The 22150-nt window shown below is 70.7% G+C and carries 24 protein-coding genes and 1 pseudogene; 12 read left to right on the plus strand and 13 right to left on the minus strand.

What is annotated here, in order from left to right:
* Nucleotides 1–71: 71 nt before the first annotated feature.
* Nucleotides 72–1316 carry an urea ABC transporter substrate-binding protein gene (gene urtA / locus GA0070561_RS10395; protein WP_091398904.1) on the minus strand — a complete coding sequence of 415 codons (1245 nt, stop codon included), beginning with the start codon at nucleotides 1314–1316 and terminating at the stop codon, nucleotides 72–74.
* Nucleotides 1317–1737: 421 nt separating this feature from the next.
* The gene (locus GA0070561_RS10400; RefSeq protein ID WP_091398909.1) at nucleotides 1738–2820 is read right to left on the minus strand and encodes a substrate-binding domain-containing protein; all 1083 of its coding nucleotides are present in this window, start codon (nucleotides 2818–2820) and stop codon (nucleotides 1738–1740) included.
* A 96-nt stretch (nucleotides 2821–2916) separates the two neighbouring features.
* On the opposite strand from GA0070561_RS10400, the gene GA0070561_RS34170 reads away from it, so the two are divergent.
* On the plus strand, nucleotides 2917–3561 hold the full coding sequence (locus GA0070561_RS34170; RefSeq protein ID WP_244166142.1) for a MarR family winged helix-turn-helix transcriptional regulator: 645 nt from the start codon (nucleotides 2917–2919) through the stop codon (nucleotides 3559–3561).
* 461 nt (nucleotides 3562–4022) lie between these two features.
* Here GA0070561_RS34170 and GA0070561_RS10410 read toward each other — a convergent pair whose 3' ends face one another.
* The 6 genes from GA0070561_RS10410 to GA0070561_RS10435 are packed head-to-tail and all read right to left on the minus strand — an operon-like array spanning nucleotide 4023 to nucleotide 8606.
* Nucleotides 4023–4739 (minus strand): urease accessory protein UreD, encoded by a 717-nt coding sequence (locus tag GA0070561_RS10410; RefSeq protein WP_091398911.1) that lies wholly within the window; start codon nucleotides 4737–4739, stop codon nucleotides 4023–4025.
* Nucleotides 4739–5524: an urease accessory protein UreG gene (gene ureG, locus GA0070561_RS10415; RefSeq protein WP_244166143.1), complete on the minus strand. Its 786-nt coding sequence runs from the start codon at nucleotides 5522–5524 to the stop codon at nucleotides 4739–4741. Before ureG ends, GA0070561_RS10410 begins: the two co-directional genes overlap by 1 nt.
* Nucleotides 5514–6260 carry an urease accessory protein UreF gene (locus GA0070561_RS10420; RefSeq protein WP_091398924.1) on the minus strand — a complete coding sequence of 249 codons (747 nt, stop codon included), beginning with the start codon at nucleotides 6258–6260 and terminating at the stop codon, nucleotides 5514–5516. Before GA0070561_RS10420 ends, ureG begins: the two co-directional genes overlap by 11 nt.
* Nucleotides 6260–7963 (minus strand): urease subunit alpha, encoded by a 1704-nt coding sequence (locus tag GA0070561_RS10425; protein ID WP_091398928.1) that lies wholly within the window; start codon nucleotides 7961–7963, stop codon nucleotides 6260–6262. Before GA0070561_RS10425 ends, GA0070561_RS10420 begins: the two co-directional genes overlap by 1 nt.
* Nucleotides 7960–8307: an urease subunit beta gene (locus tag GA0070561_RS10430; RefSeq protein WP_091398931.1), complete on the minus strand. Its 348-nt coding sequence runs from the start codon at nucleotides 8305–8307 to the stop codon at nucleotides 7960–7962. The genes GA0070561_RS10425 and GA0070561_RS10430 overlap by 4 nt, the downstream gene beginning before the upstream one ends.
* Nucleotides 8304–8606 carry an urease subunit gamma gene (locus GA0070561_RS10435; RefSeq protein ID WP_091398934.1) on the minus strand — a complete coding sequence of 101 codons (303 nt, stop codon included), beginning with the start codon at nucleotides 8604–8606 and terminating at the stop codon, nucleotides 8304–8306. Before GA0070561_RS10435 ends, GA0070561_RS10430 begins: the two co-directional genes overlap by 4 nt.
* A 323-nt stretch (nucleotides 8607–8929) precedes the next feature.
* Between GA0070561_RS10435 and GA0070561_RS10440 the strand changes: the two genes are divergently transcribed.
* Both GA0070561_RS10440 and GA0070561_RS10445 read left to right on the plus strand, forming a co-directional pair.
* Complete coding sequence (locus GA0070561_RS10440) at nucleotides 8930–9340, plus strand: hypothetical protein (protein WP_091398937.1); 411 nt, start codon at nucleotides 8930–8932, stop codon at nucleotides 9338–9340.
* A 38-nt stretch (nucleotides 9341–9378) separates the two neighbouring features.
* Nucleotides 9379–9924 carry a GNAT family N-acetyltransferase gene (locus tag GA0070561_RS10445; RefSeq protein WP_244166144.1) on the plus strand — a complete coding sequence of 182 codons (546 nt, stop codon included), beginning with the start codon at nucleotides 9379–9381 and terminating at the stop codon, nucleotides 9922–9924.
* A gap of 165 nt (nucleotides 9925–10089) precedes the next feature.
* On the opposite strand, the pseudogene GA0070561_RS10450 reads toward GA0070561_RS10445, so the two are convergent.
* Nucleotides 10090–10272: pseudogene (locus tag GA0070561_RS10450) on the minus strand (LLM class flavin-dependent oxidoreductase); the annotation flags it as partial.
* 210 nt (nucleotides 10273–10482) lie between these two features.
* On the opposite strand from GA0070561_RS10450, the gene GA0070561_RS10455 reads away from it, so the two are divergent.
* From GA0070561_RS10455 to GA0070561_RS10480, 6 genes are read left to right on the plus strand one after another with little or no spacing between them, the layout of a single operon-like run.
* A complete protein-coding gene (locus tag GA0070561_RS10455) occupies nucleotides 10483–11460 on the plus strand; it encodes an aliphatic sulfonate ABC transporter substrate-binding protein (RefSeq protein ID WP_091398940.1) in 978 nt (325 codons plus the stop codon).
* Entirely contained in the window at nucleotides 11457–12290 is an 834-nt protein-coding gene (locus GA0070561_RS10460) for an ABC transporter permease (RefSeq protein ID WP_091398943.1), read from the plus strand. Before GA0070561_RS10455 ends, GA0070561_RS10460 begins: the two co-directional genes overlap by 4 nt.
* A complete protein-coding gene (locus GA0070561_RS10465; RefSeq protein ID WP_091398945.1) occupies nucleotides 12263–12994 on the plus strand; it encodes an ABC transporter ATP-binding protein in 732 nt (243 codons plus the stop codon). Before GA0070561_RS10460 ends, GA0070561_RS10465 begins: the two co-directional genes overlap by 28 nt.
* 14 nt (nucleotides 12995–13008) lie before the next feature.
* A complete protein-coding gene (locus GA0070561_RS10470) occupies nucleotides 13009–14415 on the plus strand; it encodes a selenium-binding family protein (RefSeq protein WP_091398949.1) in 1407 nt (468 codons plus the stop codon).
* Complete coding sequence (locus GA0070561_RS10475; RefSeq protein ID WP_091398951.1) at nucleotides 14412–15041, plus strand: hypothetical protein; 630 nt, start codon at nucleotides 14412–14414, stop codon at nucleotides 15039–15041. Before GA0070561_RS10470 ends, GA0070561_RS10475 begins: the two co-directional genes overlap by 4 nt.
* A 42-nt stretch (nucleotides 15042–15083) precedes the next feature.
* A complete protein-coding gene (locus GA0070561_RS10480) occupies nucleotides 15084–16100 on the plus strand; it encodes a methyltransferase (RefSeq protein WP_091400147.1) in 1017 nt (338 codons plus the stop codon).
* 90 nt (nucleotides 16101–16190) lie between these two features.
* On the opposite strand, the gene GA0070561_RS10485 is transcribed toward GA0070561_RS10480, so the two are convergent.
* Nucleotides 16191–17042, minus strand: coding sequence for an alpha/beta fold hydrolase (locus GA0070561_RS10485; RefSeq protein ID WP_091398953.1), 852 nt, complete (start codon nucleotides 17040–17042; stop codon nucleotides 16191–16193).
* Nucleotides 17043–17182: 140 nt separating this feature from the next.
* Between GA0070561_RS10485 and GA0070561_RS10490 the strand changes: the two genes are divergently transcribed.
* Entirely contained in the window at nucleotides 17183–18049 is an 867-nt protein-coding gene (locus GA0070561_RS10490) for a metallophosphoesterase family protein (RefSeq protein WP_091398955.1), read from the plus strand.
* Nucleotides 18050–18053: 4 nt separating this feature from the next.
* On the opposite strand, the gene GA0070561_RS10495 is transcribed toward GA0070561_RS10490, so the two are convergent.
* Entirely contained in the window at nucleotides 18054–19250 is a 1197-nt protein-coding gene (locus GA0070561_RS10495) for an epoxide hydrolase family protein (RefSeq protein ID WP_091398957.1), read from the minus strand.
* Nucleotides 19251–19397: 147 nt separating this feature from the next.
* Between GA0070561_RS10495 and GA0070561_RS10500 the strand changes: the two genes are divergently transcribed.
* Nucleotides 19398–19847 (plus strand): hypothetical protein, encoded by a 450-nt coding sequence (locus GA0070561_RS10500; RefSeq protein WP_091398959.1) that lies wholly within the window; start codon nucleotides 19398–19400, stop codon nucleotides 19845–19847.
* 65 nt (nucleotides 19848–19912) lie between these two features.
* On the opposite strand, the gene GA0070561_RS10505 is transcribed toward GA0070561_RS10500, so the two are convergent.
* The gene (locus GA0070561_RS10505; RefSeq protein WP_244166145.1) at nucleotides 19913–20392 is read right to left on the minus strand and encodes a hypothetical protein; all 480 of its coding nucleotides are present in this window, start codon (nucleotides 20390–20392) and stop codon (nucleotides 19913–19915) included.
* A gap of 159 nt (nucleotides 20393–20551) precedes the next feature.
* Nucleotides 20552–20776, minus strand: coding sequence for a hypothetical protein (locus tag GA0070561_RS10510; protein WP_091398961.1), 225 nt, complete (start codon nucleotides 20774–20776; stop codon nucleotides 20552–20554).
* A 595-nt stretch (nucleotides 20777–21371) separates the two neighbouring features.
* Here GA0070561_RS10510 and GA0070561_RS10515 point away from each other — a divergent pair.
* Nucleotides 21372–22091 (plus strand): ATP-grasp domain-containing protein, encoded by a 720-nt coding sequence (locus GA0070561_RS10515; RefSeq protein ID WP_244166146.1) that lies wholly within the window; start codon nucleotides 21372–21374, stop codon nucleotides 22089–22091.
* Nucleotides 22092–22150: the final 59 nt, after the last annotated feature.

The raw sequence follows: 22150 nt of genomic DNA on the forward strand, positions 1-22150 counted from the left end.
GGTACTCCGAACTGCTGGTCGGGTGGCCCGGGCGGAGCGCGCGGCAACGCGTTCCGCCCGGGCCGGCGTCGTCAGCTCAGGCCGCTCGCCCACGGGTAGGTCTTGAGGTACGGGTCCGGCGCGACTGGCTTGCCGGAGTTCCACACCTCGGTGATCAGGCCGTCCGCGCCGATCTTGCCGATCCGGGCGGTCTTGGCGATGTGCTGGGTCTTGCCGTCGACGGTGACCAGACCCTCCGGCGCGTCGAAGGTGATCCCGTCCGAGGCGGAGCGGACCTTCTCCACGTCGAAGGCACCGGCCTTCTCGACCATCGCCTTCCACAGGTGCACGCCGACGTACGCGGCCTCCATCGGATCGCTGGTCGGCTTGTCCGCGCCGTACTTCGCCTTGTACGCGGCCACGAACTTCGAGTTCGCCGCGCCCGGGGTGGTCTGGTAGTAGTTCCAGGCCGTCAACTGGCCCTCCAGGTACTGGGTGCCGATGCCCTTGACCTCTTCCTCGGCGATCGACACCGACACCACCGGCATCGCGGCGGCGCTCAGGCCCGCGGACTTGTACTCCTTGAAGAAGGCCACATTGCTGTCACCGTTGAGCGTGTTGAAAACCGCGTCCGCGCCGGACGACTTGACCTTGTTGACGATGGTGCCGAACTCGGTGGAGCCCAGCGGCGCGTAATCCTCACCCAGCACTGTCATCCCGTTCGCCGCTGCGTACGCCTTGATGATTTTGTTGGCGGTCCGCGGAAAGACGTAGTCGCTACCGACCAGATAGACCGATTTGGCGCCCTGCGACTTGAGGTAGTCCAGCCCGGGAACGATCTGCTGGTTCGTCGTCGCTCCGGTGTAGAAGATGTAGGGCGACTGCTCAAGTCCCTCGTACTGCACCGGGTAGAACAGCAACGCCTTGTTCTTCTCGAACACCGGCTTGACCGCCTTGCGACTTGCCGACGTCCAACAGCCGAAGACGGCGGCCACCCGGTCCTCGGAGATGAGCTTCTCGGCCTTCTCCGCGAAGGTGGGCCAGTCCGAGGCGCCGTCCTCACCGACCGGCTGGATCTTCTTGCCGAGGACACCACCGGCCGCGTTGATCTCCTCGACGGCGAGCATGATGGAGTCGCGGACGGTGACCTCGCTGATCGCCATGGTCCCGGAGAGCGAGTTGAGCAGGCCCACCTTCACGGTGTCGCCGGAGACGTCGGCGGTCACGCCGGTCGCGCCACCCTCGTCGGTGGTCTTGCTGCCACACGCGGTCATCGCGGCCGCGGCGACCAGGGTCATGGCACCCGCCAGGATGCGGCGGCCCCGGAATATTGACATCTACTCTCCCTGCGGTGCACTCAAGTGGCGTAAGGACGGTCGGTGCGGTCCGATGGAGCTGACGTGGGCGATGCCAAGGTCGACGGGTGGACGCCGCGCAGGGCACCGGATCGGATATGGGCACCGAAAGCGTCGACCGGCATGATTGCGTGGGTGTTTCCCGGTCCTTAATTGACTGTTTCCGAGGGACCGTCGAGGCGCGCACAAAAGACGGCCGACACCGTTGGGGAGGAAACGGTGTCGGCCGTTGGGAAAGACGCAGAATAAGTGCCACCACAATGGTCGACGGAAGAATCCGCCGACGGTGGGCACACAATGGCGAGACCTGACCCCGTGGCCAGATACTTCACGCAGGAAGCATCTTAGGACGGTGTCGGGTGGCGCTGTCAAGGGTCTGGTGGGCCGACTGGCAGTGCCCGGTTCAGAGCTGGGCGAGCACTGTGAAGTCGAGCCCGTCGGCCTCGGCCAGGTAGATGCGCTGCCGGACGTGCCGCTGACGCAGCCGCAACCGCCCACGCGGCCCCTGGTAGGCGACCGTGTCGGCGGCAGTCTCGATGGCCCGCACGTCCAGGGTGCGGGCCTGGCCGATCAGCGCGGCGAGCAGCATGACGCCCTCGTAGCAGGACTCCCCCAGGCTGCCCAGCGGCGGCGCCTCCACCCCGAAACGCCGCGCGAACTCGCCGTGGAAGTCGAGATTCTCCTGGGTGACCAGCCCAGCGAAGAAACCCGCCGTGCTGTACAGCCTCCGGGTCGCGCCGACGCCGCTGGCCAACAGCATGTTCTCGTCCATCAGGGTGCTCAGCCGTAGGCAGCGCTGATCCAGGCCGGATCGGGCGAACGCGCGGTTGAACCGCACGGCGTCGGCGCCGACCAGCAGCATCAACACCGCGTCGGCGTCACTGTGCTCGATGCGGCGCAGGACCTCGGTGAAGTCGTGCGCCTCCAACGGCAGGAAGTGCCGGCCCACCACCTGCCCACCGCCGCGCAGCGCGTACCGCTGGGCCGCCCGCGACGTACGGCGCGGCCACACGTAGTCGTTTCCCACCACGAACCAGCGGCGCACGCCCTGCTCCCCGGCGAGCAGCCGCATCGCGGGCCACAGTTGAGCATCCGGCGTCTCGCTGGTCAGGAAGACCCCTTCGGTGCGTTCGCCGCCCTCGTAGAGTGCGGTGTAGACGTACGGCACCCGGTGCGCGACGCGGGGCGCCAACGCCTGGCGCACCGAGGAGATGTGCCACCCCGTCACCCCCTGCACGGCCCCCACCGACACCAACGCCTCGACCTCGGCCGCCACCTCGGCCGGCGGTGCGCCACCGTCGACCGGCACCAGCCGAACCTCCCGGCCCAGCACGCCACCGCACCGATTGATCTCCTCGACCGCGAGCTGCGCGCAGAGCTCGCAGGTGGGGCCGAACATGCCGGCCGGCCCGCGCATCGGGTAGACCAACGCGATGCTGACCACGGCACGGTCGACGGTCAGCCACGGCGGTGCCGGCGCGGACATGAGCACATGATTGTCCGGCCCAGGACGGAAGACCAGCACTCACCACTGACCGGGACGACTCGCTACCATGACAGGGCCACCGGACCAGGGAGTTTCATGTCAGACGTGCCCGGGGCGCCAGCCGACCTGCTGCGCTCGCTCACCCGCGCCGAACGGCTGCTCTCCCGCCGCCTGGGCGCCGTTCTGGCCGACGACGCGATCAGCATCGAGGCATGGCGTGTGCTCTGCCTGCTCGCCGACGGCCAGGGTCACCCGATGAGCGAGGTGTCCGTCGAGGCGTCGCTGCCACCGGGCACCCTCACCAAGCTGGTCGACCAGCTCGTCGACCGCAACCTCGTCTTCCGCCGGATCGATCCGATCGACCGCCGACGCATCCGGGCGTACCTGACCGCTCGTGGCCGCCGCGAGCACGCCCGCCTGGACGAACGAGTCCGAGCCAGCATCGCCGAACTGGGCATCGCGGGCCTCGGCAGCACGGGGCTCGGCAGCGCGGGGCTCGACGGCGCGGGGCTCGACAGCGCGGGGCTGGGCGCCGCGGAGAGCAGCAACCCGGATGTGCCACCGGCCGCCGACCTGCTGAGTCAGCTCGACGACCTGATCGGCCGCCTCGACCCCGGCCGCCGCCAGGACCCCGCGTGCCGCCAGGACCCCGCCCGCCGCGACGACCCCGGCCGCCGCCAGGACCCCGACCGCCGCGACGATCGCGTCGATGCTGGCGCCGCTGGTGGCCCCCACCGCTAGCGGCCCGCTGCGGGCAAGTCGTTGCTGGCCGGGTTGCAATCGCGCGGGCTGCATCAGAGGTGTATCGCCCCGGAGAGCGATATACCTCTGAGGCATAAATATGACTCACAGGTATAACCCTCGTGAGCGAAAGTGCCGCCCGGCGGGTCCCCACCGCAGCCGACACCACGCACGACCGCCGGCCCCCCACGACCGCCGGCCCCCCACGGCCGCCAGCCCCGCACGACGACCGGCGCCGCACCACGGACCGGCCCGCACGACCGCGAGCCCTCCACGGCCGCCGGCCCAGCACGACGACCGGCCCCACACAATGACCGGCCCGCACGACGACCGGCCCCACACAATGACCGGCCCGCACGACGACCGGCCCCACACAATGACCGGCCCGCACGACGACCGGCGCCGCACGACGACCGGCCCCACACAATGACCGGCCCGCACGACGACCGGCGCCGGTCTTGCTAGGGAGTCAGGTGGGTGCGCAGGGTGTGCGCGTCGGGAGCGGTGGCGGTCCACAGTGTTGCTGGGCCGCCGGCCAGCGGTAGCCGGGCGACGCTGCCCTCGACCGTCGGAGGTTCGGCGGGTTGCGAAGGGTCGACCACCAGCAGTGATCCGGTGGCCGGGGCGCCGCCGAGCACCGCCGGGCCGGCCCAGCCCGGCGCGTGCGGCCCCACCGCGAGGGACTGACGGAGCAGTGGCCGACCCGCGTAGTCGACCTGGGTGTGCACGACGGCGCCGCCGGGCGCCTCGCCGTACCGGCCGCAGATCAGCTCGTCGCGCCACCACAGGGTCGCATCGGCGGCCAGCTCGATCCGGGACTCGGCGAGGTGCGCGCAGCCCGCCGCCGCGACCAACTGTTCCGGAAGCCAGTGCAGCGTGGCGCCGGTGTGCACGACCGCCCGCACCGCCATTCGGGAGACGGCACCCGTGCGACCCGGTAGGGCGATCGACGCGGCGACGCTGTGCACCCGGACGGCTGCGCCCGGCCCGACCTCGATCTCCAGGCGCAGATCGTCGCCGGCGAGCGGCCCGGCCGCCCCGCCGACGAGGTGCACAGTGGCGACACCACCGTCGGTCGGGGTCTGGCGCAGCAGCAACGGTGTTTCGCCGTGCAACTCGACCAGGGCCGTGCCGCCCCGGCCATCAGCGCGGGCGACCAGCCGAGCGAGCGCTCGCATCAGGCCGGGCCGACCGGCACGTCCAGAGGGTGCAGGGCGGCGTGGTGGGCCAACTCGTGCCGGATCCAGTCCGCGACCGACGTTGCCGTGGGGTCTCCCACGATGGACAGGAAGAGGGTCGGGAGGTCGCCGCGCCGGGCCCGCGCGTCACGATCCATGACGGCGAGGTCGGCACCCACCATCGGCGCCAGGTCGGTCTTGTTGATCACGAGAAGGTCGGCGGCGGTGACCCCCGGCCCGCCCTTGCGGGGCACCTTGTCCCCGCCCGCCACGTCGACCACGAAGATCTGCCGGTCGACCAGCCCCCGGCTGAAGGTCGCGGTCAGGTTGTCCCCACCGCTCTCCACCAGGACGAGGTCCAACGGACCGACCGCTTCGGCCAGTTCGTCGACGGCGTCCAGGTTGGCGCCGATGTCGTCGCGGATCGCGGTGTGCGGGCAGCAACCGGTCTCCACCGCGCGGATCCGGGCCGGGTCCAGCACACCGGCTCGCCGGAGGAAGTCGGCGTCCTCGGTCGTGTAGATGTCATTGGTCACCACGCCGAGCCGCAACTCGTCGGCGAAGGCACGGCAGAGCGCGGCAACCAGGGCCGTCTTGCCGGAACCGACCGGGCCGCCGATGCCGACCCGCAGGGCACGGCCGGCACGCGCCAACGGCGGATGCGGGTCCACCCCCGGCTCCGGATGGGTGTGCGGAACGGTCTCGTCGTGGGGTGGGGTGGCCGGCGGCGGCGTGATCGGTTCGACGGCGGGCACAGCGCTCGGCACAACGGTGTCAGGACGCAAAGAGACGCACCTCCCAGGTGGCATGGATTTCGGCATGGATGTCGGCGAGTGGAGCGGCGGCGGCCGGCAGCCGCTCCGGTGGGTCATCGGCGGCCCGCGCCGCGTCGGCGGCCGTGCCGTCGCAGGCGTCGGCCAGGCCGACCAGCAGGGCCTGGACCTGGTAAGGGTCGAGGCCGAGCAGACGTACGCCGGCGCTGGCCGCCCCGGTCAGCGTCCCGTACGCGGCGATCGTGGCGGTCTCGACGCGGGACAGCCCGGCCGCGGCGCAGAGCAGCCCGAGCACCAGCGGTTGGTGTGCGCCACCCGGCTTCTGGGGCAGGTCGGCGAACCGGGCGTCCGGCCAGATGGTGCGGCCGGCACGCAGCAGCGCCCGGCCCTGTCGGCGTGAGACCGCCCGTAACGCCGGGGCGGCGGTACGCGCGTCCAACTCCGCGTCGAGCCGAGCCAGCGCCGCCGACCGGCCGGCGGACCCGGCCGGCGGGTCCGATGGTCGGGCGGACCGAGCCGGGTGCGCCGAGCCGACCGTCTCGGCCACCGCCGCCCGGTGTGCGGCCGCCGCGAACGCCGCGCCGACCAGACCGGCGGTGGCCAGTCGTCCGGCCAGGAACGCCTCCAACGACGCCAGGTCGGTGACCCGGCCGGCGGCGACGGCAGCCTCCAGACCACCGGAGTGCGCGTGCGCCCCGGCCGGGAAGCGTCCATCGGCCAACAACAACAGCAGGCTCGGCGTCGCCATCAGAACAGGAAGTACCGCTGGGCCATCGGCAGCCGGGTCACCGGGTCCGGCTCCACCACCTGCCCGTCGATCCGCACCGTGAAGGTGTCCGGGTCCACCTCGATGCGCGGCATCGCGTTGTTCTCCGGCAGGTCGGCCTTGCCCCGCGACCGTACGTCGCTCACCGGCACCACCCGGCGACGCACGTCCAGGCGCAGTCCGGCGTCCAGGGCCGCCGGGGCCACGAAGGCCAGGCTGGTGGCGGCCGCCGCCGCGCCGTACGCCCCGAACATCGGCCTCGGCAGCATCGGCTGCGGTGTCGGGATCGAGGCGTTGGCGTCGCCCATCTGGGCGTACGCGATCATGCCGCCCTTGAGCACCAGGTGCGGGCGGACGCCGAAGAACGCCGGGTCCCAGAGCACCAGGTCGGCGAGCTTGCCCGGTTCGACCGAGCCGATCTCCCGTTCCAGCCCGTTGGCCATCGCGGCGCAGATGGTGTATTTCGCCACGTACCGTCGGGCCCGGTGGTTGTCGGCGGGCCCGTCGCCCGGCAGCGCGCCGACCCGGTCCTTCATCACGTGGGCGCTCTGCCAGGTCCGCATGATCACCTCGCCGACCCGGCCCATCGCCTGCGCGTCGGAGCCGATGATCGAGATCGCGCCGAGGTCGTGCAGCAGGTCCTCGGCGGCCATCGTGGATGGTCGGATCCGGCTCTCGGCGAAGGCCAGGTCCTCCGGCACGGACGGGTTGAGGTGGTGGCAGACCATCAACATGTCCAGGTGCTCGGCCAGGGTGTTCGCGGTGTACGGCCGGGTCGGGTTGGTTGACGACGGCAACACGTTCGGTTCGCTGGCCACGGTAATGATGTCCGGTGCGTGCCCGCCACCGGCTCCCTCGGTGTGGTACGAGTGGATCGCCCGTCCACCGATCGCCCGCAGGGTGTCGGCGACGAACCCGGCCTCGTTGAGCGTGTCGGTGTGGATCGACACCTGGACACCGGACGCGTCCGCCACCCGCAGGCAGGCGTCGATCGCCGCCGGTGTGGTGCCCCAGTCCTCGTGCAGCTTGAAACCGCCCGCACCGGCCCGTAACTGTTCCCACAGTGCCTCGCTGGAGACGGTGTTGCCCTTGCCGAGCAACAGCACGTTGACCGGCATGGTGTCCAGCGCCTCGTGCATCCGGGCCAGGTGCCAGGCGTTCGGCGTGACGGTTGTCGCGCGGGTCCCCTCGGCCGGGCCGGTGCCGCCGCCGACCATCGTGGTGATGCCACTGGCCAGTGCCTCGGTGACGATCTGCGGGCAGATGAAGTGCACGTGAGTGTCGACCGCGCCGGCGGTGAGGATCCGTCCGTTGCCGGCGATCACCTCGGTCGACGGGCCGATGACCAGGTCGGGGTGGACACCGGGCATGGTGTCCGGGTTGCCGGCCCGGCCGAGCGCCACGATGCGCCCGTCGCGCAGCCCCACGTCGGCCTTGACCACGCCCCAGTGGTCGAGCACCACCGCGCCGGTGATGACGGTGTCCAGTGCCCCCCCGGCGCGGGTGGCACGGGACTGCCCCATCGACTCGCGGATCACCTTCCCGCCGCCGAAGACCGCCTCGTCGCCGCCCACGCAGTGGTCGGTCTCCACCTCGATCAGCAGGTTGGTGTCGGCCAGTCGGACCCGGTCACCGGTCGTCGGCCCGTACAGGTCGATGTAGCGGTCCCGCCGCACGGCGCTCACCGCGACGACCTTTCGACCGTGGGCGGGTGCGGCGACGGGTCCAACGGGCCTGCGCACTCTGCGCGCAGGCCCGGCACGACGCGTGCCCCGCCGAGCGGTACGAGGTCGACGCTGCGGTTGATGCCCGGCTCGAACCGGACGGAGGTGCCGGCCGGAACGGCGAGCCGTTGCCCCCAGGCCGCGCTCCGGTCGAACGACAGCGCCGCGTTGGCCTCGGCGAAGTGGTAGTGCGAGCCGACCTGCACCGGGCGGTCGGCAGTGTTGACCACGAGCACTGTGGTCACCGGACGACCGACGTTGATCTCGACCGGGTCGGCTGCCGGCAGGATCTCCCCGGGGATCACGGGATCGGGTGGTGCACCGTCACCAGCTTGGTGCCGTCCGGGAACGTTGCCTCCACCTGCACCTCCCTCAGCAGCTCGGGGATGCCGTCCTGGACGTCGTCACGACCGAGCACCGTCCGGCCGGCGGACATCAGGTCGACCACCGACCGGCCGTCGCGGGCCCCTTCGAGGAGGAACGCGGTGATCACCGCGACGGCTTCGGGGTAGTTGAGGCGCAGGCCGCGTTCGCGGCGGGCGCGGGCGACATCGGCCGCGACGTGGACGAGCAGGCGGTCCTGCTCGTGCGGGCTGAGGAACACGGGGCTCTCCCGGTGGGTCGGCGTGCCCCGGCTCGCCGTCGGCTCCACGCGGAGCCACCCGGGCACCAGGACCCGAGGGGACGAGCTGGGAGTCACACGACCGCCGGGTCACCGCCGACGGGGCGACCCGGGACTCCACCATCCCGGCCCGCACGACGGGCAACCGGCGGTGTCGGGTCGGATGCGGACCGCACCGCCCACCGCTGAGCAGACCGTAGAGGATCGCTACCGATCGAGGCAACAGTCCATTGGGGATCGCGCCGGTCGGCGGCTGGATGCCGGCCCGTGTTCCCGTGGGGCGGCAGGCAGGGGATGATCGCCGGATGACGGCGACGAGGGGTACGCGCGCACTGCTCGGTGTTCTGTTCCTGGCGGCGGCCACGGTCGGGGCGTGGATCCTCTGGCTGGGTTGGGACACCCGGTACACGGTCGACGCGCAGACCGGCGCGAGCAGCGGTCCGTACGAGCCGTGGCAGGTGATCGGTTGCGTGCTGACGCTCGTGGTGCTGGCCGCGCTCGCCGGGACGCGGCTCAGCCCGTGGCTGGTGGCGCCGGTGATGACCGTGGCGTTCACGGCGGTCTGGTCGTGGCGGGCCGCCGGGACCGACGACAGCGGGCTGTGGGTGGTCGGGGGGATTCTGGTGCTGCTCGGAATGGCGGCCGGCAGCACCGTGGTGAGCCTCGCGGGGCGGCGGGTCGGCCGGCGGTTCGCCGGCCGACCCACCTCGAGCTGACCCATGGCCCCGTGGGCGCCGACATGCTAGAAGGGGACGTGCCTGACCTGACAAGCTCCCCTGATGCCACGTCCCTCACGACTCATCGGCTGCTGTTGCGCCGCTTCCGAAGCGATGATCTGGACGGGTTCGCCGCGGTCAACGCGCAGCCCGAGGTGATGCGCTACATCCATGACGGCCGCACCCTGGACCGGGCCGCGACAGCGGAGCGTCTGGCCACCTATCAGCGGCAGTGGGACGAGCGCGGTTTCGGCCTGTACGCGGTGGAGATCAGAGAGACCGGCGAGCTGGCCGGTTTCACCGGACTGGCGGTGCCGACCTTCCTGCCCGAGATCATGCCGGCCGTGGAGATCGGCTGGCGGCTCGGCCGCGCGTACTGGAGTCGGGGCCTGGCCACCGAGGCGGCCCAGGCCGTTGTCGCCCACACTCGTGCCGAGCTCGACCTGCGGCGGCTGGTCAGCATCCACGTCGTCGGCAACGAGGCGTCCGCGCGGGTGATGGTCAAGCTGGGCATGTCGCTGGAGCGCGAGACCGTGCAGCCGGACACCGGCCGCCAGGTCCGGGTCTACGCGATGGACCTGTAAGCGGCAGTGGCGCCGGTTGCCGCCTGTCGGCCGGTCAGCGGGCCTCGACGGGCTGCGGCGCTGCCGCCCGGGTGAAGGGGATGTCGACGTGGTCGGCGGTCCCGGAAGGGCGGCGGAGGAGGACCCACCGAAGTAGACCGGCGGCACCGGGTCGGGCAGTCGGTGCAGTCGTGCCTGTCCGACACGGACGTGGGTGCCGCCGTGGTCGGCGGTCTCGCCGTGCCACAGCGCACGCACCACGTGCAGGAACTCGTCGGCCCGCGCGTACCGGGCGTCCTTGTCCAGGAAGTCGCCGTAGGCCCGCTGCTCCGCCGTGGCCGCCGCCGACGATGTCCCGGCTGTCGCCATTGGTGGGCACGAACCAGTGGAAGGTGAGGGTCATCGCGGCTCTTCCTCCAGCGGGGGCGGTCGGCGCACGCGGCGAGGCGGGCACCTCCTGAGGGGTGGGACGATCGCGCCGACAGCCTACCCATAAAACCTATCAGGTTAGTAGGCTACTGCCGACGCCGACACCTGTCGATGCGCTGCTGTCCGCCTGCCCCGACCCGAGGAGCCGCCATGCCCACCCCGTCGACGAGCCGTCCCCCGCAACGCCGCCTCCTGACGGCCGCGCTCACCACCGTGGCGCTGCTCGCCACTGTCGCGGTGAGCGCGTGCGGCGGGTCCGCCGATGCGGGCGGCACCAAGGACAAGCTCCGGATCGGCTACCAGCGCTTCGGCGGGCTGAGCCTGGTCAAGGCGCGCGGCGCCGCACCGGATGTGGAGTGGTCGCTGTTCGAGAGTGGGCCCGCGCTCACCGAGGCGCTCAAGGCCGGCTCCATCGACATCGGACAGGTCGGCGAGGCGCCACCCGTCTTCGCCGCCGCCGGGAAGATCCCGTTCTCCGTCATCGGCACCTCGGCGCCGATTCCGCAGGGTGAGGCCGTGCTGGTCAAGGCCGAACGCGGCTACCGCAGCTTTGCCGACCTCAAGGGCAGGACGGTGGCCCTCAACAAGGGGTCGAACGTGCACTGGCTGCTGGTGCGGCTGCTGGAGGCGAACAACATGACGTTGAAGGACATCGAGGTCAAGTACCTCAGGCCCGCCGAGGGGCGACCCGCGTTCGACGGCGGCCAGATCGACGCCTGGGTTATCTGGGACCCGTACTTCGCCCTGGCCGAGCAACCGGGGGTCCAGGTGCTCGCCGACGCGACAGGTCTGGCCGGCAACCGCGAGTACGTCCTTGCCACGCCCAGGGCGGTCAACAGGCGGTCGGACGAGATCCGGGCGTTCCTCCAGCGCTACCGCGAGGTGACCGACTGGGGCATCGCCCATCCCGAGGAGCGAGCCAGCACCCTCGCGCCGGAGCTGAAGATCCCGCAGGACGTCACCAGCCGCGCCCTGGCCCGCAGCGCCAAGCCACTCGCCCCGGTCACCCCGGCCATCGGCGACGAGCTTCAGGCGATCACCGACAGCTTCATCGCCCTGGAACTCATCCCGGGGCCGGTCGACCTCCGATCCCGGGTCGACGGCCGGTTCAACGAGGTGTTCCAGTGAGTCGTACGACGCTCGTCGAGGCGCCCGACGAGGTCACGGCGGTGGTGCCGGTCGTACCCCGTCGTCAGCGGCCGGCCCGGCGCTGGCGGCGGGTGGTGAGCCCGGTGGTGCTGGTCCTGGGGTGGGAGTTGGCCGCACGGACCGGGCTGCTGGCGGCCGAGAAGCTGCCCGCGCCCAGTGACGTCCTGGCCACCGGCGCGCGGCTGAGCCGGGATGGCACGCTCGGCATCCACCTGCTGGACTCCCTCACCCGGGCCGGGGCGGGCCTGCTGATCGGCGGTCTCCTGGCCCTGGTGCTGGGCACCGTGGCCGGGCTGTTGCGGCTCGGTGACGACCTGGTCGACCCGCCGGTGCAGATGGCCCGGATGCTGCCGCACCTCGGGCTGGTCCCGTTGCTGATCATCTGGGTCGGCATCGGTGAATCACTCAAGATCAGCCTGGTGGCTCTGGGCGCGTTCTTCCCCATCTACTTCAACACCTACGCCGGCATCCGGGACATCGACGAACGGTTGGTGGAGGCGGCCCGTACCTGTGGTCTGGGGCAGGCCGCCCGACTGCGGCACGTGGTGCTGCCCGGCGCGCTGCCGTCCCTCTTCCTCGGCCTGCGGCTGGCGATCGGGGCGGCCTGGCTCAGCCTGGTCGTCGGGGAACAGGTCAACGCCCAGACCGGGATCGGCTTTCTGATGATGGAGGCGCGGGAGTTCAGCCAGACCGACGTGGTGGTGCTCGGCCTCCTCGTCTACGCCCTGCTCGGGCTGATATCCGACAGTGCGCTGCGCGTCCTGGAGAGGAGGATGTTGACATGGCGTCGCGGACTGCGGGCCACCTGAACGGCGCCGAGCCGGTGCTCACCGCCCACGCGGTGCGCCGGGCGTTCGGGCCGACGGTCGTGCTGGCCGGGGTCGACCTGACCATCGCCCGCGGCGAGGTCGTGGCCCTGCTGGGCGGCAGCGGTTCCGGTAAGAGCACGCTGCTGCGGATTCTCGCCGGGTTGGACGGCGAGGCCAGCGGGACGAGCGTCGTGCACGGCACCGCCGCGGTGGTCTTCCAGGAGCACCGGTTACTGCCGTGGAAACGCGTGGCGGAGAACGTCGGGCTCGGGCTGTCCGGCGCGGACGGCCCGGGGCGGATCCGCCGGGCGCTGGCCGAGGTCGGTCTCGCCGAGCGGGATCGCGCCTGGCCGGCCGAGTTGTCCGGTGGGCAGGCGCAGCGGGTGGCAGTGGCGCGGGCCCTGGTCCGCGAACCGGACCTGCTGCTGCTCGACGAGCCGTTCGGCGCATTGGACGCGCTGACCCGACTGCGGATGCAGATCCTGCTGCGCCGGCTACGCGCCGAGCACGGCTTCGCCGCCCTGCTGGTCACCCACGACGTGGAGGAGGCGCTGCTGCTCGCCGACCGGATCCTGCTCCTCGACGACTGCCGCATCGCCGCGGAGCTGCCCGTCGACCTCGCTCCCACCCGTACGCCGGACGACCCGGCCTTCGGCGCGCTGCGCCGCCACCTGCTCGACCGACTCGGCGTTCCCACCACCTGACGAGCGGAGCTGTGATGACCCGCTGGACCCCCGACCCCACGTTCTATCCCTCGCCCCGGGAGGCGGTGACCGCCCCGGCGGAGAAGCTCGCCTACGTGGCGGCCTTCGACCGGACGGCCAGCCGTCCGGACGCCATCGTGGTGCTCGACACCGACCCCGACTCCCCCGACTACGGCCGGGTCGTCGGCTGGACCGACCTGCCGTACGTCGGTGACGAGCTGCACCACTTCGGCTGGAACGCGTGCAGCAGCGCGCTCTGCCCGACCGCGCCGCACCCGCACGTCGAGCGCCGCTACCTGATCGTGCCCGGCCTGCGGTCGTCGCGCATCCACGTGCTCGACACCCAGCCCGATCCGCGCCAGCCGCAGATCGTCAAGGTGATCGGGGCGGAGGAGCTGGCGAAGCGCGCCGGCTACTCGCGACCGCACACCGTGCACTGTGGGCCGGACGGCATCTACCTCTCCGCCCTCGGCGGCGCGGACGGCGCGGAGGGCCCGGGTGGCATCGCCATTCTCGACCACACCACGTTCGAGGTCCGCAGGGCATGGGAGGCCGACCGTGGGCCGCAGTTCCTGGCGTACGACGTGTGGTGGCACCTCACCCAGGACGTGCTGGTCACCAGCGAGTGGGGCACACCGTCGATGATCGAGGACGGCATCATCGGTGAGTTGCTGCTGGGCCGACGCTACGGGCACGCCATCCACTTCTGGGATCTCGCGAAACGCCGGCACGTCCAACGGGTCGATCTCGGCGACCAGTACCAGATGCCGCTGGAGCTGCGGCCGGCGCACGATCCGACGAAGTCGTACGGGTTCGTCGGGGTGGTGATCAGCGTCGAGGACCTGTCCGCGTCGATCTGGCTGTGGCACCGCGACGGGGACGCCTGGGCGGTCACCAAGGTGATCGACATCCCGGCCGAGCCGGCCGACCCGGCGAACCTGCCCGACCTGCTCAAGCCTTTCGGGGCGGTGCCGCCGCTGGTGACCGACATCGACCTGTCGGTCGACGACCGGTTCCTCTACGTCTCCTGCTGGGGCACCGGAGAGTTGCGCCAGTACGACGTCAGCGATCCGCTGCACCCGGTGCAGACGGGCTCGGTGCACCTCGGCGGGATCGTCCGCCGGACCGCGCACCCGTCCGCGCCGGACGAGGCGTTGGCCGGTGGCCCGCAGATGGTGGAGGTCAGCCGGGACGGCCGACGGGTCTACGTCAGCAACTCGCTCTACGGCTCGTGGGACGACCAGTTCTACCCCGACGGGGTGGGTGCCTGGCTGGCCAAGCTCGACGTCGACGTGGACGCCGGCGGGCTCACCCCGGATGAGCGGTTCTTCCCGCACGGGGAGGAGTTCCGGGGCCTGCGGGTGCACCAGACCCGGTTGCAGGGCGGGGACGCCTCCTCCGACTCGTACTGCTATCCGTGACCGTCACCACAGTGGCGACGCTCGCCGCGCTCGGCGCGTTCCATGGTCTGAACCCGGCGATGGGTTGGTTGTTCGCGGTGGCCCGGGGCTTACAGGAGCGCAGCCGGCTGGCGTTGCTGCGCGCCCTGCCGCCGATAGCCGCCGGGCATCTCGCCTCGGTGGCCATCGTCGCCGCGTTGGTCTCGGCGACCCGGTCGGTGACGGCGAGCAGTGCCCTCGCGGTGGTCGGCGGTGTGGTGCTCGTGGCCTTCGGGCTGTGGCGGTTGCTCTCGGAGCGGCACTTCCGCTGGGCGGGAATGCGGCTGTCGGCGGCGCAGCTCGCCGCCTGGTCGTTCCTGATGTCGTCGGCACACGGGGCGGGGCTGATGCTGTTGCCGGTGCTGGTGGCCGAGCCGGTGCCCGGGGGCCACTCCGGGCACCTGGCGACCGCGCCGGTCGGTGCGCTGTCCGGCCTCGCGGCGGCCGGGGTGCACACAGTGGCCATGCTCGGCGTCGCCCTGGCCGTGGCGCTGCTGGTCTACCAGGTGCTCGGGGTGGGTGTGCTGCGTCGGGCCTGGTTCAACGTCGATCGGCTCTGGGCCGGGGTGCTGGTGGCCGCGGGGTTGGTGACGCTGATCCGGGCGTGACCATCCATCGTGGAAACGTGTGATGTGTGATCTCATGTCGTGGTGATCACCCCGACTCCTCTCATGCGTCTGGTGGCCGGTGTGTGGGGGTTCAAGACCCTCGCGGCCGGCGTCGAACTCGGTCTGTTCACCCGGCTCGCCGGCGGGCGGACGATGACCGTCGAGCAGGCCGCCGCCGAGTTCGGGCTGCCCGACCGGCCCGCGGACCTGCTGCTGGCCGCCAGTGCGTCGCTCGGCCTGTTGGAGAAGGCCGGCGACGGTTACCGCAACTCCGAGTTGGCCGAGCAGTTCCTGGTCGAGGGTCGCCCGTACTACTTCGGGGCGCAGGTCCGCTACTCGGACCTGCGCACCTACCTGCCCTGGCACCGCATCGGCGAGGCCCTGCGCACGGATCGACCGTTGACCTGGGACCCGGAGTCCCAGCAGTCGATGTTCGACACCGCGGACCCGCAGATGCTGGCGCAGTTCTGGGATGCGATGTTCTCCACGTCCAGCTTCACCGCCAGCGCGTTGGCCGACGCGTACGACTTCTCCGCGCACCGGCGGTTGCTCGACGTGGGCGGCGGGGCGGGCGCGTTCCCGATCGAGTTCTGCCGACGTTTGCCCGAGCTGCGGGCGACGGTCCTGGACCTGCCGCACGTCTGCGTCCGGGCGCGGGAGCGGATCGCGGAGGCCGGGCTGACCGGGCGGATCGACGCGGTGGGCGGTGACTTTCTCGCCGACCCGGCGCTGCCGGACGGGCACGACGTCATCCTGCTCAGCATGATCCTGCACGACTGGGACGAGCCGACGAACCGGGCGTTGCTGGCCCGGTGCCACGCGGCGTTGCCGCCCGGCGGGGCGATCGTCGTCTGCGAACTGCTGCTCAACGACGAACGCACCGGACCGCCGGAGGCGGCCCTGATGGGGATGAACATGCTGGTCGAGACCGAGGGTGGCCGGAACTACTCGGGTGCCGAGTACGCGGCCTGGCTCGCCGACGCCGGCTTCGTGGACGTGCGTACCGTGCCGTTCGACGCGCCGGGCGCCAACGGCGCGGTGGTGGCCCGCCGGCCCTGACCGACGACGACACCCGGCCCCGGTGCGAACCGTGGGCCGGGTGTCGCGGCGCCTTACGGCGCGGGCGTCCGATCGGCTACCGGTACGGGGTCAGGCGCGAGCCTTGGCCGGCTGCTTCATGAAGTCCAGGACCGCCTTGTTGACCTCGTCGGCGTGGGTCCACGGGATACCGTGCGGCGCGCCCTTGAGCGTGATGAGCGTGCCGGTCGGCATCATCGGCCCGAGCCGCTGACCGGTCACCGGGTAGGGCAGCACCCGGTCCTGGTCACCCTGCACGATCAGCACCGGGATGTTGATCTTCGGCAGGTCCGGACGGAAGTCTTCCTGCCAGGCGTCCACACTGTCGTGGGTGGCCTTACCGGAGGCCATCGCGCCGATCTGCCAGTGCGCGCGGTACGCCTCTTCGCTGACCCGCTTGCCCATGTTCTGGTCCGGGTTGAAGAACGCGTCGCAGAAGGACGTCAGGTAGGCGAACCGGTCCTTGATGATGGCGTCCTGGAAGCCCTTGAACAGGCTCCGGTCGACGCCCTCCGGGTTGTCGCTCGCCTTGGCCAGCATCGGTTGCAGCGGGCTGAGCAGTACGGCCCGGCTCACCCGTTGCGAGCCGTAGTTACCCAGGTAGCGGACCACCTCGCCGGTGCCCATCGAGTGACCGATCAGGGTCACCTCGTTCAGGTCCAGCTCGGTCATCAACACGTCCAGGTCCGCCGCGAACGTGTTGTAGTCGTACCCGAAGGCCGGCTGGGCGGAGTTACCGTTACCGCGGCGATCGTAGGTGATCGTCCGGTATCCGGCGTTCTGCAGCGCCCGTGTCTCCTTCTCCCAGGTCGCGCCGTTGAACGGGAAGCCGTGGATCAGCACCACCGGCTTACCGGAACCGTGATCCTCGTAGTACAGGTCGATGGGCGCGGAGTTTTCCGTCCCCACGGTAATGAAAGGCATGTTTGTCTCCTGCTCCGGTCTCGGGCTGTCGGACGCCCCGCGCTTTCCCGTCGGGTCGCCGGATATGCGACCGTCAGATCGGCCCGAACAGCAGGCCGCAGAGGTTCCGTGACGCGCCCGTGCCGTCCTAACCTCGGGGGGTGAAACTTCCGCCCCGGCTGCGGGCCGTCAGCGACCTGCACGTCGGGCACCCGCAGAACCGCGCCTTCGTGCAGGACCTGCACCCGGACAACGACGGTGACTGGCTGCTGGTCGCCGGGGACGTCGCCGAACGGTTCGCCGACATCGAGTGGGCACTCGGGCTACTGAGCAGCCGCTTCGCCCGGGTCGTCTGGGCACCGGGCAACCACGAGCTGTGGACGCCACCGCGAGACCCGGTCACGTTGCGCGGCGAGGAGCGCTACCGCGAGTTGGTGCGGATGTGCCGGCGGCTGGGGGTGCTCACCCCGGAGGATCCGTACCCGGTCTGGGACGGCGACGGCGGCCCGGCCACCATCGCGCCGCTCTTCGTGCTCTACGACTACACGTTCCGGGTGCCCGAGGCAGGCACCCAGGAGGAGTCGCTGGCTCTGGCGTACGCGGCCGGTGTGGTGTGCACCGACGAGGCGCTGCTGCACCCCGACCCGTACCCGAGTCGGGAGGCGTGGTGCGCGGCCCGGATCACCGAGACCGAGATCCGGCTGGCCGAACGCGACCCGACCCTGCCGACGGTGCTGGTCAACCACTACCCGCTGGTGCGGGAACCCACCGACGTCCTGCGCTACCCGCTCTTCGCCCAGTGGTGCGGCACGGTCCGCACCAGCGACTGGCACCTACGCTTCGACGCGGCCACAGTGGTCTACGGACACCTGCACATCCCCCGCACCACCTTCCACGACGGGGTGCGTTTCGAGGAGGTCTCCCTCGGCTATCCCCGCGAGTGGCAGCCCCGGGGGCCGGTGCCCGACCCGGTGCGCACGATCCACCCGGCCGACGACGTGCGCCGGCGCTCGTCCGTCAGCGGGTGAGCCGTCAGGCTTTCCGCAGCGGCCGGAACGCGGCCCGCACCTCGGCGGAGAAGAGTTCCGGCTCCTCCCACGCCGCGAAGTGCCCGCCGCGGTCAGCCTCGTTGAAGTACGCGATACCGGGGTAGACGGCCTCGGCCCAGCTACGCGGAGCGGCCCAGATCTCGCCAGGGAACGTGGTGAAGCCAACCGGCACCGTAACCGGCGGCGGCGCCTGACCGGCCGCCTGGGCCGCTGCTTGAAACCGCCCCTGCTCCCAATACCACCGGGCGGACGAAGCACCGGTGCCCGTCAACCAGTACAGCGTGATGTTGTCGAGGATGCTGTCCCGGGTGAGACCGCCGGCCGGCTCACCGTCGAGGAACGCGCGGGAGATCTTGTAGTAGCTGTCCGTGTCGTGGTCGAGCATCCAGGCCGCCAACCCGACAGGTGAGTCCAGCAGGGAATAGCCGATCGTCTGCGGCCGGGTGGACTGCTCCAGGAAGTAGCCGAAACCGTCCGTCGAGAACAGCTTGAGCGCGTCGAGCGCGGCACGCTCCTGCTCGGAATTCGCCGGCAACTTGTCCTTGATGCCTACCGCCCCGGCGAGCAGGTTGACGTGGATGCCGAGCAGCCCCTCGGGTGCTTGACGCCCCATGGCGTCCGTGACGGCGGCGCCGACGTCGCCGCCCTGTGCGACGTAGCGCGAATACCCGAGGCGGTCCATGAGTTTCGCCCACGCCTGCGCCATCCGCGCCGAATTCCAGCCAGGCTCGGTCGGCTCGCCGGAGAAGCCGTAGCCGGGCAAGGACGGCAGCACCAGGTGGAACGCGTCCTCGGGCGTGCCGCCGTGCGCCGTCGGGTCGGTCAGCGGGCCGACGGCCCCGAGCAGCTCGACGACCGAGCCCGGCCAGCCGTGCGTCATGATCAGCGGCAGGGCGTCTTCGTGCTGCGAACGAACGTGGATGAAGTGAATCTCGACGCCGTCGATGTTCGTCGTGTACTGCGGCAGCGAATTCAGCGTCGTCTCGCACGCCCGCCAGTCGTAGTCGCTCACCCAGTAGCGGGCCAACTCCTGGATCGTCGCCAGCTGCACACCCTGCGAGCGATCGGTGACCAACTCGCGGGTGGGCCAGCGGGTAGCCGCGATCCGGCGACGCAGGTCGGCGATCGCGTCTTCCGATGTGTCGAGCCGGAAGGGACGAATTTCGGTGTCGTTGGACATCTTCCCCACCTCGCCAAGTCGAGTCGGCCACTGCCGATGCACCGACGATGCCGGCACTCGCCCAGTCTCACAGCGGACCGGCGCCACCCGGACCAAAACGCGAATCGCCGACGCGACTGCGCGTCACACCCATGGAATGATCAACCGGTGGGCGATCCGGACGAAGTCGACGACAACTGGCTGAACGGCGAGGAAGTTGCCTGTCCGGAGTGCCACGAACGCCTCTACCGCCTCGACCACTCGCCGTTTCTTGACTGCCATTTCCTCTACTGCGACAGCTGCCCGATGCGGGTAGATGTCGGTTACTACGACAACACGTTCATGACCATCGCGGACGCGCTCCCTTCGCAGGACAGGACCTACGCCACGCTGATGGCGGCACTTGAGGCGCGGCTACGGCGTTGCGACTGCGGCGGGCGATTCCGGGACTCGGCACCTCGGCGCTGCCACCGGTGCTCCGCGGCCCTGACGGCCATCAGCGAGCCTTCCGGTGTCGACGTCTGGCCGGGTTGGTGGACCGATGAGGCGGACACCGGCTCCCTGGAAGAGGCGTTCACCGCCAGGTACTTCCGCACCGAGGACCTCTGGGAGCAGTGACGCTGCCGGGATCAGTTGCCCGCACGTCGTTGCGGGTTTCTGGTTGGAGCGCCGGCGCTCGTCCGTCAGTGGGTGAGCCCGACCACCGTGGCCAGTCGCGCCACGCCGGCCGGCGCCGGCTGCGCGCGGGCAACATCGGCGATCGCGGTACGCACCAAAGGCCGACACCGAACCTCAGCCGGCGCGACACTGTCCGCGTCGACCAGCGCGCGAGCAGCCCCGCGCAGGTCACCCACCTGGAGGTACGCCCGAGCGACGTCGACCAGGTACGCACCCCGGTACTCGGCCGGCAACCGCCGCCACCCCTCCCGCCGCATGACAGTCGAATGCCGTCGTAGCGCCTCGACGGCATCACCGCGTTGCGCCGCCACCAGAACACGGGCCAACTCGACGGCGATCGGCCCGAAGCTGGTGCGGTGCGGATCGTCGTACCCCCTCAGGCTGGCGGCAACGCCCGCAGCCCGGTCGGCCAGCTCGTCGGCGTGGCGGTGCTCGCCGCAGCCGGCGGCGGCCAACGCCGCCTGGAGCAGCAACGTCCCACCCACCGCCCACTCCCGGTGATCGCCCCCACCCCGGTGATCAAGAGGTTTGGGGGAAGTTTGATCTCCAATAGTCCCGCAAACCTCTTGATCACCGGGGTGGGATGAGGGTGGAAGGAGGCGGTCGGCGGCGGGGAGCAGCGCGGATACCCGCTGGGGTGGTCTCTAGCCGGCCGAGCCGCCGGCCGGGTCTTCTGCGCCGTCTACCACGGAGCGAACGCAGGCCAACCAGTCGTTCCACGCGGCGGGGTCCGCTGTCCCGCCGTCTGCCTCGATGCCGATGTCTCCCAGAAGCGTGAGCAGGTCGTCCCCGGCACGGTTCGCGAACTGCCACACGAACCGGGACATGGCAAGGAAGGCCTCGCGCTCGTCCATCGAATAGCGGCTCATCGGAACGCTCCCTTCGGGCGGAGCCCGCACGCTCGGGCTTTGATTGTGATCCTGCCGAGTTGGGCGCAAGAGCCGTGTCGAGGGTCGGTTCGCCCGGGTCGAGCTATGCCGCCGGGCAGGCTTGCTGGTGCTGGGGTTACCTGTCTCCGATACCGTGCGGGCATGGATGGCCACCTCCTCTTGTGGAGCATTGTGGCTGTGCTCGTATTGCTGGGTTTCGTGGGTTTGGCGCTGTTGACCACCCGGCGACGAGCATCCCGAGTCCTGAGCCGGGACGAGCAGTTGCAGCTGCCGGAGTAAGCCTGACAGTCGACGGCGGCGAACTTCCCGTCATCTAGCGCCACGTTCGGTCAGCCACATACACGGCTACCGTCCGTAAGCTGCTCGCTCAGGCCCTGCGTCACGCCGACCACATCGACCCAGCAGGGCCCAATGAAGTCGAGCCGACCCCGCCGTGATCCGCACAGCACGGGCAGCACCAGGGACGGTCACATTGGAACGCCTGATAACTGCTTAATTGAAACGGCGCATTGGGGCAGGATCATCGGCCGTGACACTTGTCCTGCCGCCGCGCCTGACAGCGTCGGCTCAGAGCTTGCGCGACGCCGCTCATCGGCGCGGTCTACGCACCGTCCAGCTGCACACCTTCGAAGTACCCGCCGGGTTGCGTGCTGATCACCTTCATGCAGGGCCGAGCTTCGCCGACGTCGTCGCACCGGTGCTCGGGATCGCACCTCTGGAGGCCGAACCTGGCTGGCTGACTGGCCTTCCGCGGGACCTTACCCGCCGCGAGATCACTCTGGTCACCATCGGCGAAGCCTACGAACTCCGTCGACCGGCGTTCATCAAGTCGCCCAACGACAAGAACATCCCGGCGATGATCTACACCGATGGTTCCCGCCTGCCCGGCCCGGACGCTGTCGACCGGCAGACTCCGGTGCTCGTCAGCGACATCGTCGACTTCACCGCCGAGTACCGGCTACACCTGCTCGACGGTGTTGTCCACACCGGCAGCCAGTACGCCGCACACGGCCGGTTGCACCTCGGCCCTCCGTCGACCGACGCACTAGCCTTCGGCACCGATCTCATCGCCGGATACGGGCACACCTTGCCCTCCGCCATCGTCGTGGACGTGGGACTGGTCGACGGCTACTGGGCCGTGATCGAGGCGAATGCCGCGTGGGCCAGCGGCGCCTACGTCGCGGATCCACACCTGGTCCTCGACGTCGTCCTCCGAGCGGCCAGCCCAACGGCTTCGGTCAACGCTCGAGACCGTCAGTTCATCCGACGGCCTCAGCTGACCGCCGCGTTTTAGGCTCATCGAGCGCCTGAAGGCGAAGTCACCCGAGAATGCGCAGTCGTCACCGAGCGAGG

Source organism: Micromonospora saelicesensis (genome assembly GCF_900091575.1).
Taxonomy (GTDB): domain Bacteria; phylum Actinomycetota; class Actinomycetes; order Mycobacteriales; family Micromonosporaceae; genus Micromonospora; species Micromonospora saelicesensis.

Excerpts from the sequence above, each read along its gene's own strand:
- urtA (WP_091398904.1), bottom strand. The coding sequence starts at position 1,316 with ATGTCAATATTCCGGGGCCGCCGCATCCTGGCGGGTGCCATGACCCTG.
- GA0070561_RS10400 (WP_091398909.1), bottom strand. The coding sequence starts at position 2,820 with ATGTCCGCGCCGGCACCGCCGTGGCTGACCGTCGACCGTGCCGTGGTC.
- GA0070561_RS34170 (WP_244166142.1), top strand. The coding sequence starts at position 2,917 with ATGTCAGACGTGCCCGGGGCGCCAGCCGACCTGCTGCGCTCGCTCACC.
- GA0070561_RS10410 (WP_091398911.1), bottom strand. The coding sequence starts at position 4,739 with ATGCGAGCGCTCGCTCGGCTGGTCGCCCGCGCTGATGGCCGGGGCGGC.
- GA0070561_RS10420 (WP_091398924.1), bottom strand. The coding sequence starts at position 6,260 with ATGGCGACGCCGAGCCTGCTGTTGTTGTTGGCCGATGGACGCTTCCCG.
- GA0070561_RS10440 (WP_091398937.1), top strand. The coding sequence starts at position 8,930 with ATGACGGCGACGAGGGGTACGCGCGCACTGCTCGGTGTTCTGTTCCTG.
- GA0070561_RS10455 (WP_091398940.1), top strand. The coding sequence starts at position 10,483 with ATGCCCACCCCGTCGACGAGCCGTCCCCCGCAACGCCGCCTCCTGACG.
- GA0070561_RS10465 (WP_091398945.1), top strand. The coding sequence starts at position 12,263 with ATGGCGTCGCGGACTGCGGGCCACCTGAACGGCGCCGAGCCGGTGCTC.
- GA0070561_RS10470 (WP_091398949.1), top strand. The coding sequence starts at position 13,009 with ATGACCCGCTGGACCCCCGACCCCACGTTCTATCCCTCGCCCCGGGAG.
- GA0070561_RS10485 (WP_091398953.1), bottom strand. The coding sequence starts at position 17,042 with ATGCCTTTCATTACCGTGGGGACGGAAAACTCCGCGCCCATCGACCTG.
- GA0070561_RS10495 (WP_091398957.1), bottom strand. The coding sequence starts at position 19,250 with ATGTCCAACGACACCGAAATTCGTCCCTTCCGGCTCGACACATCGGAA.
- GA0070561_RS10510 (WP_091398961.1), bottom strand. The coding sequence starts at position 20,776 with ATGAGCCGCTATTCGATGGACGAGCGCGAGGCCTTCCTTGCCATGTCC.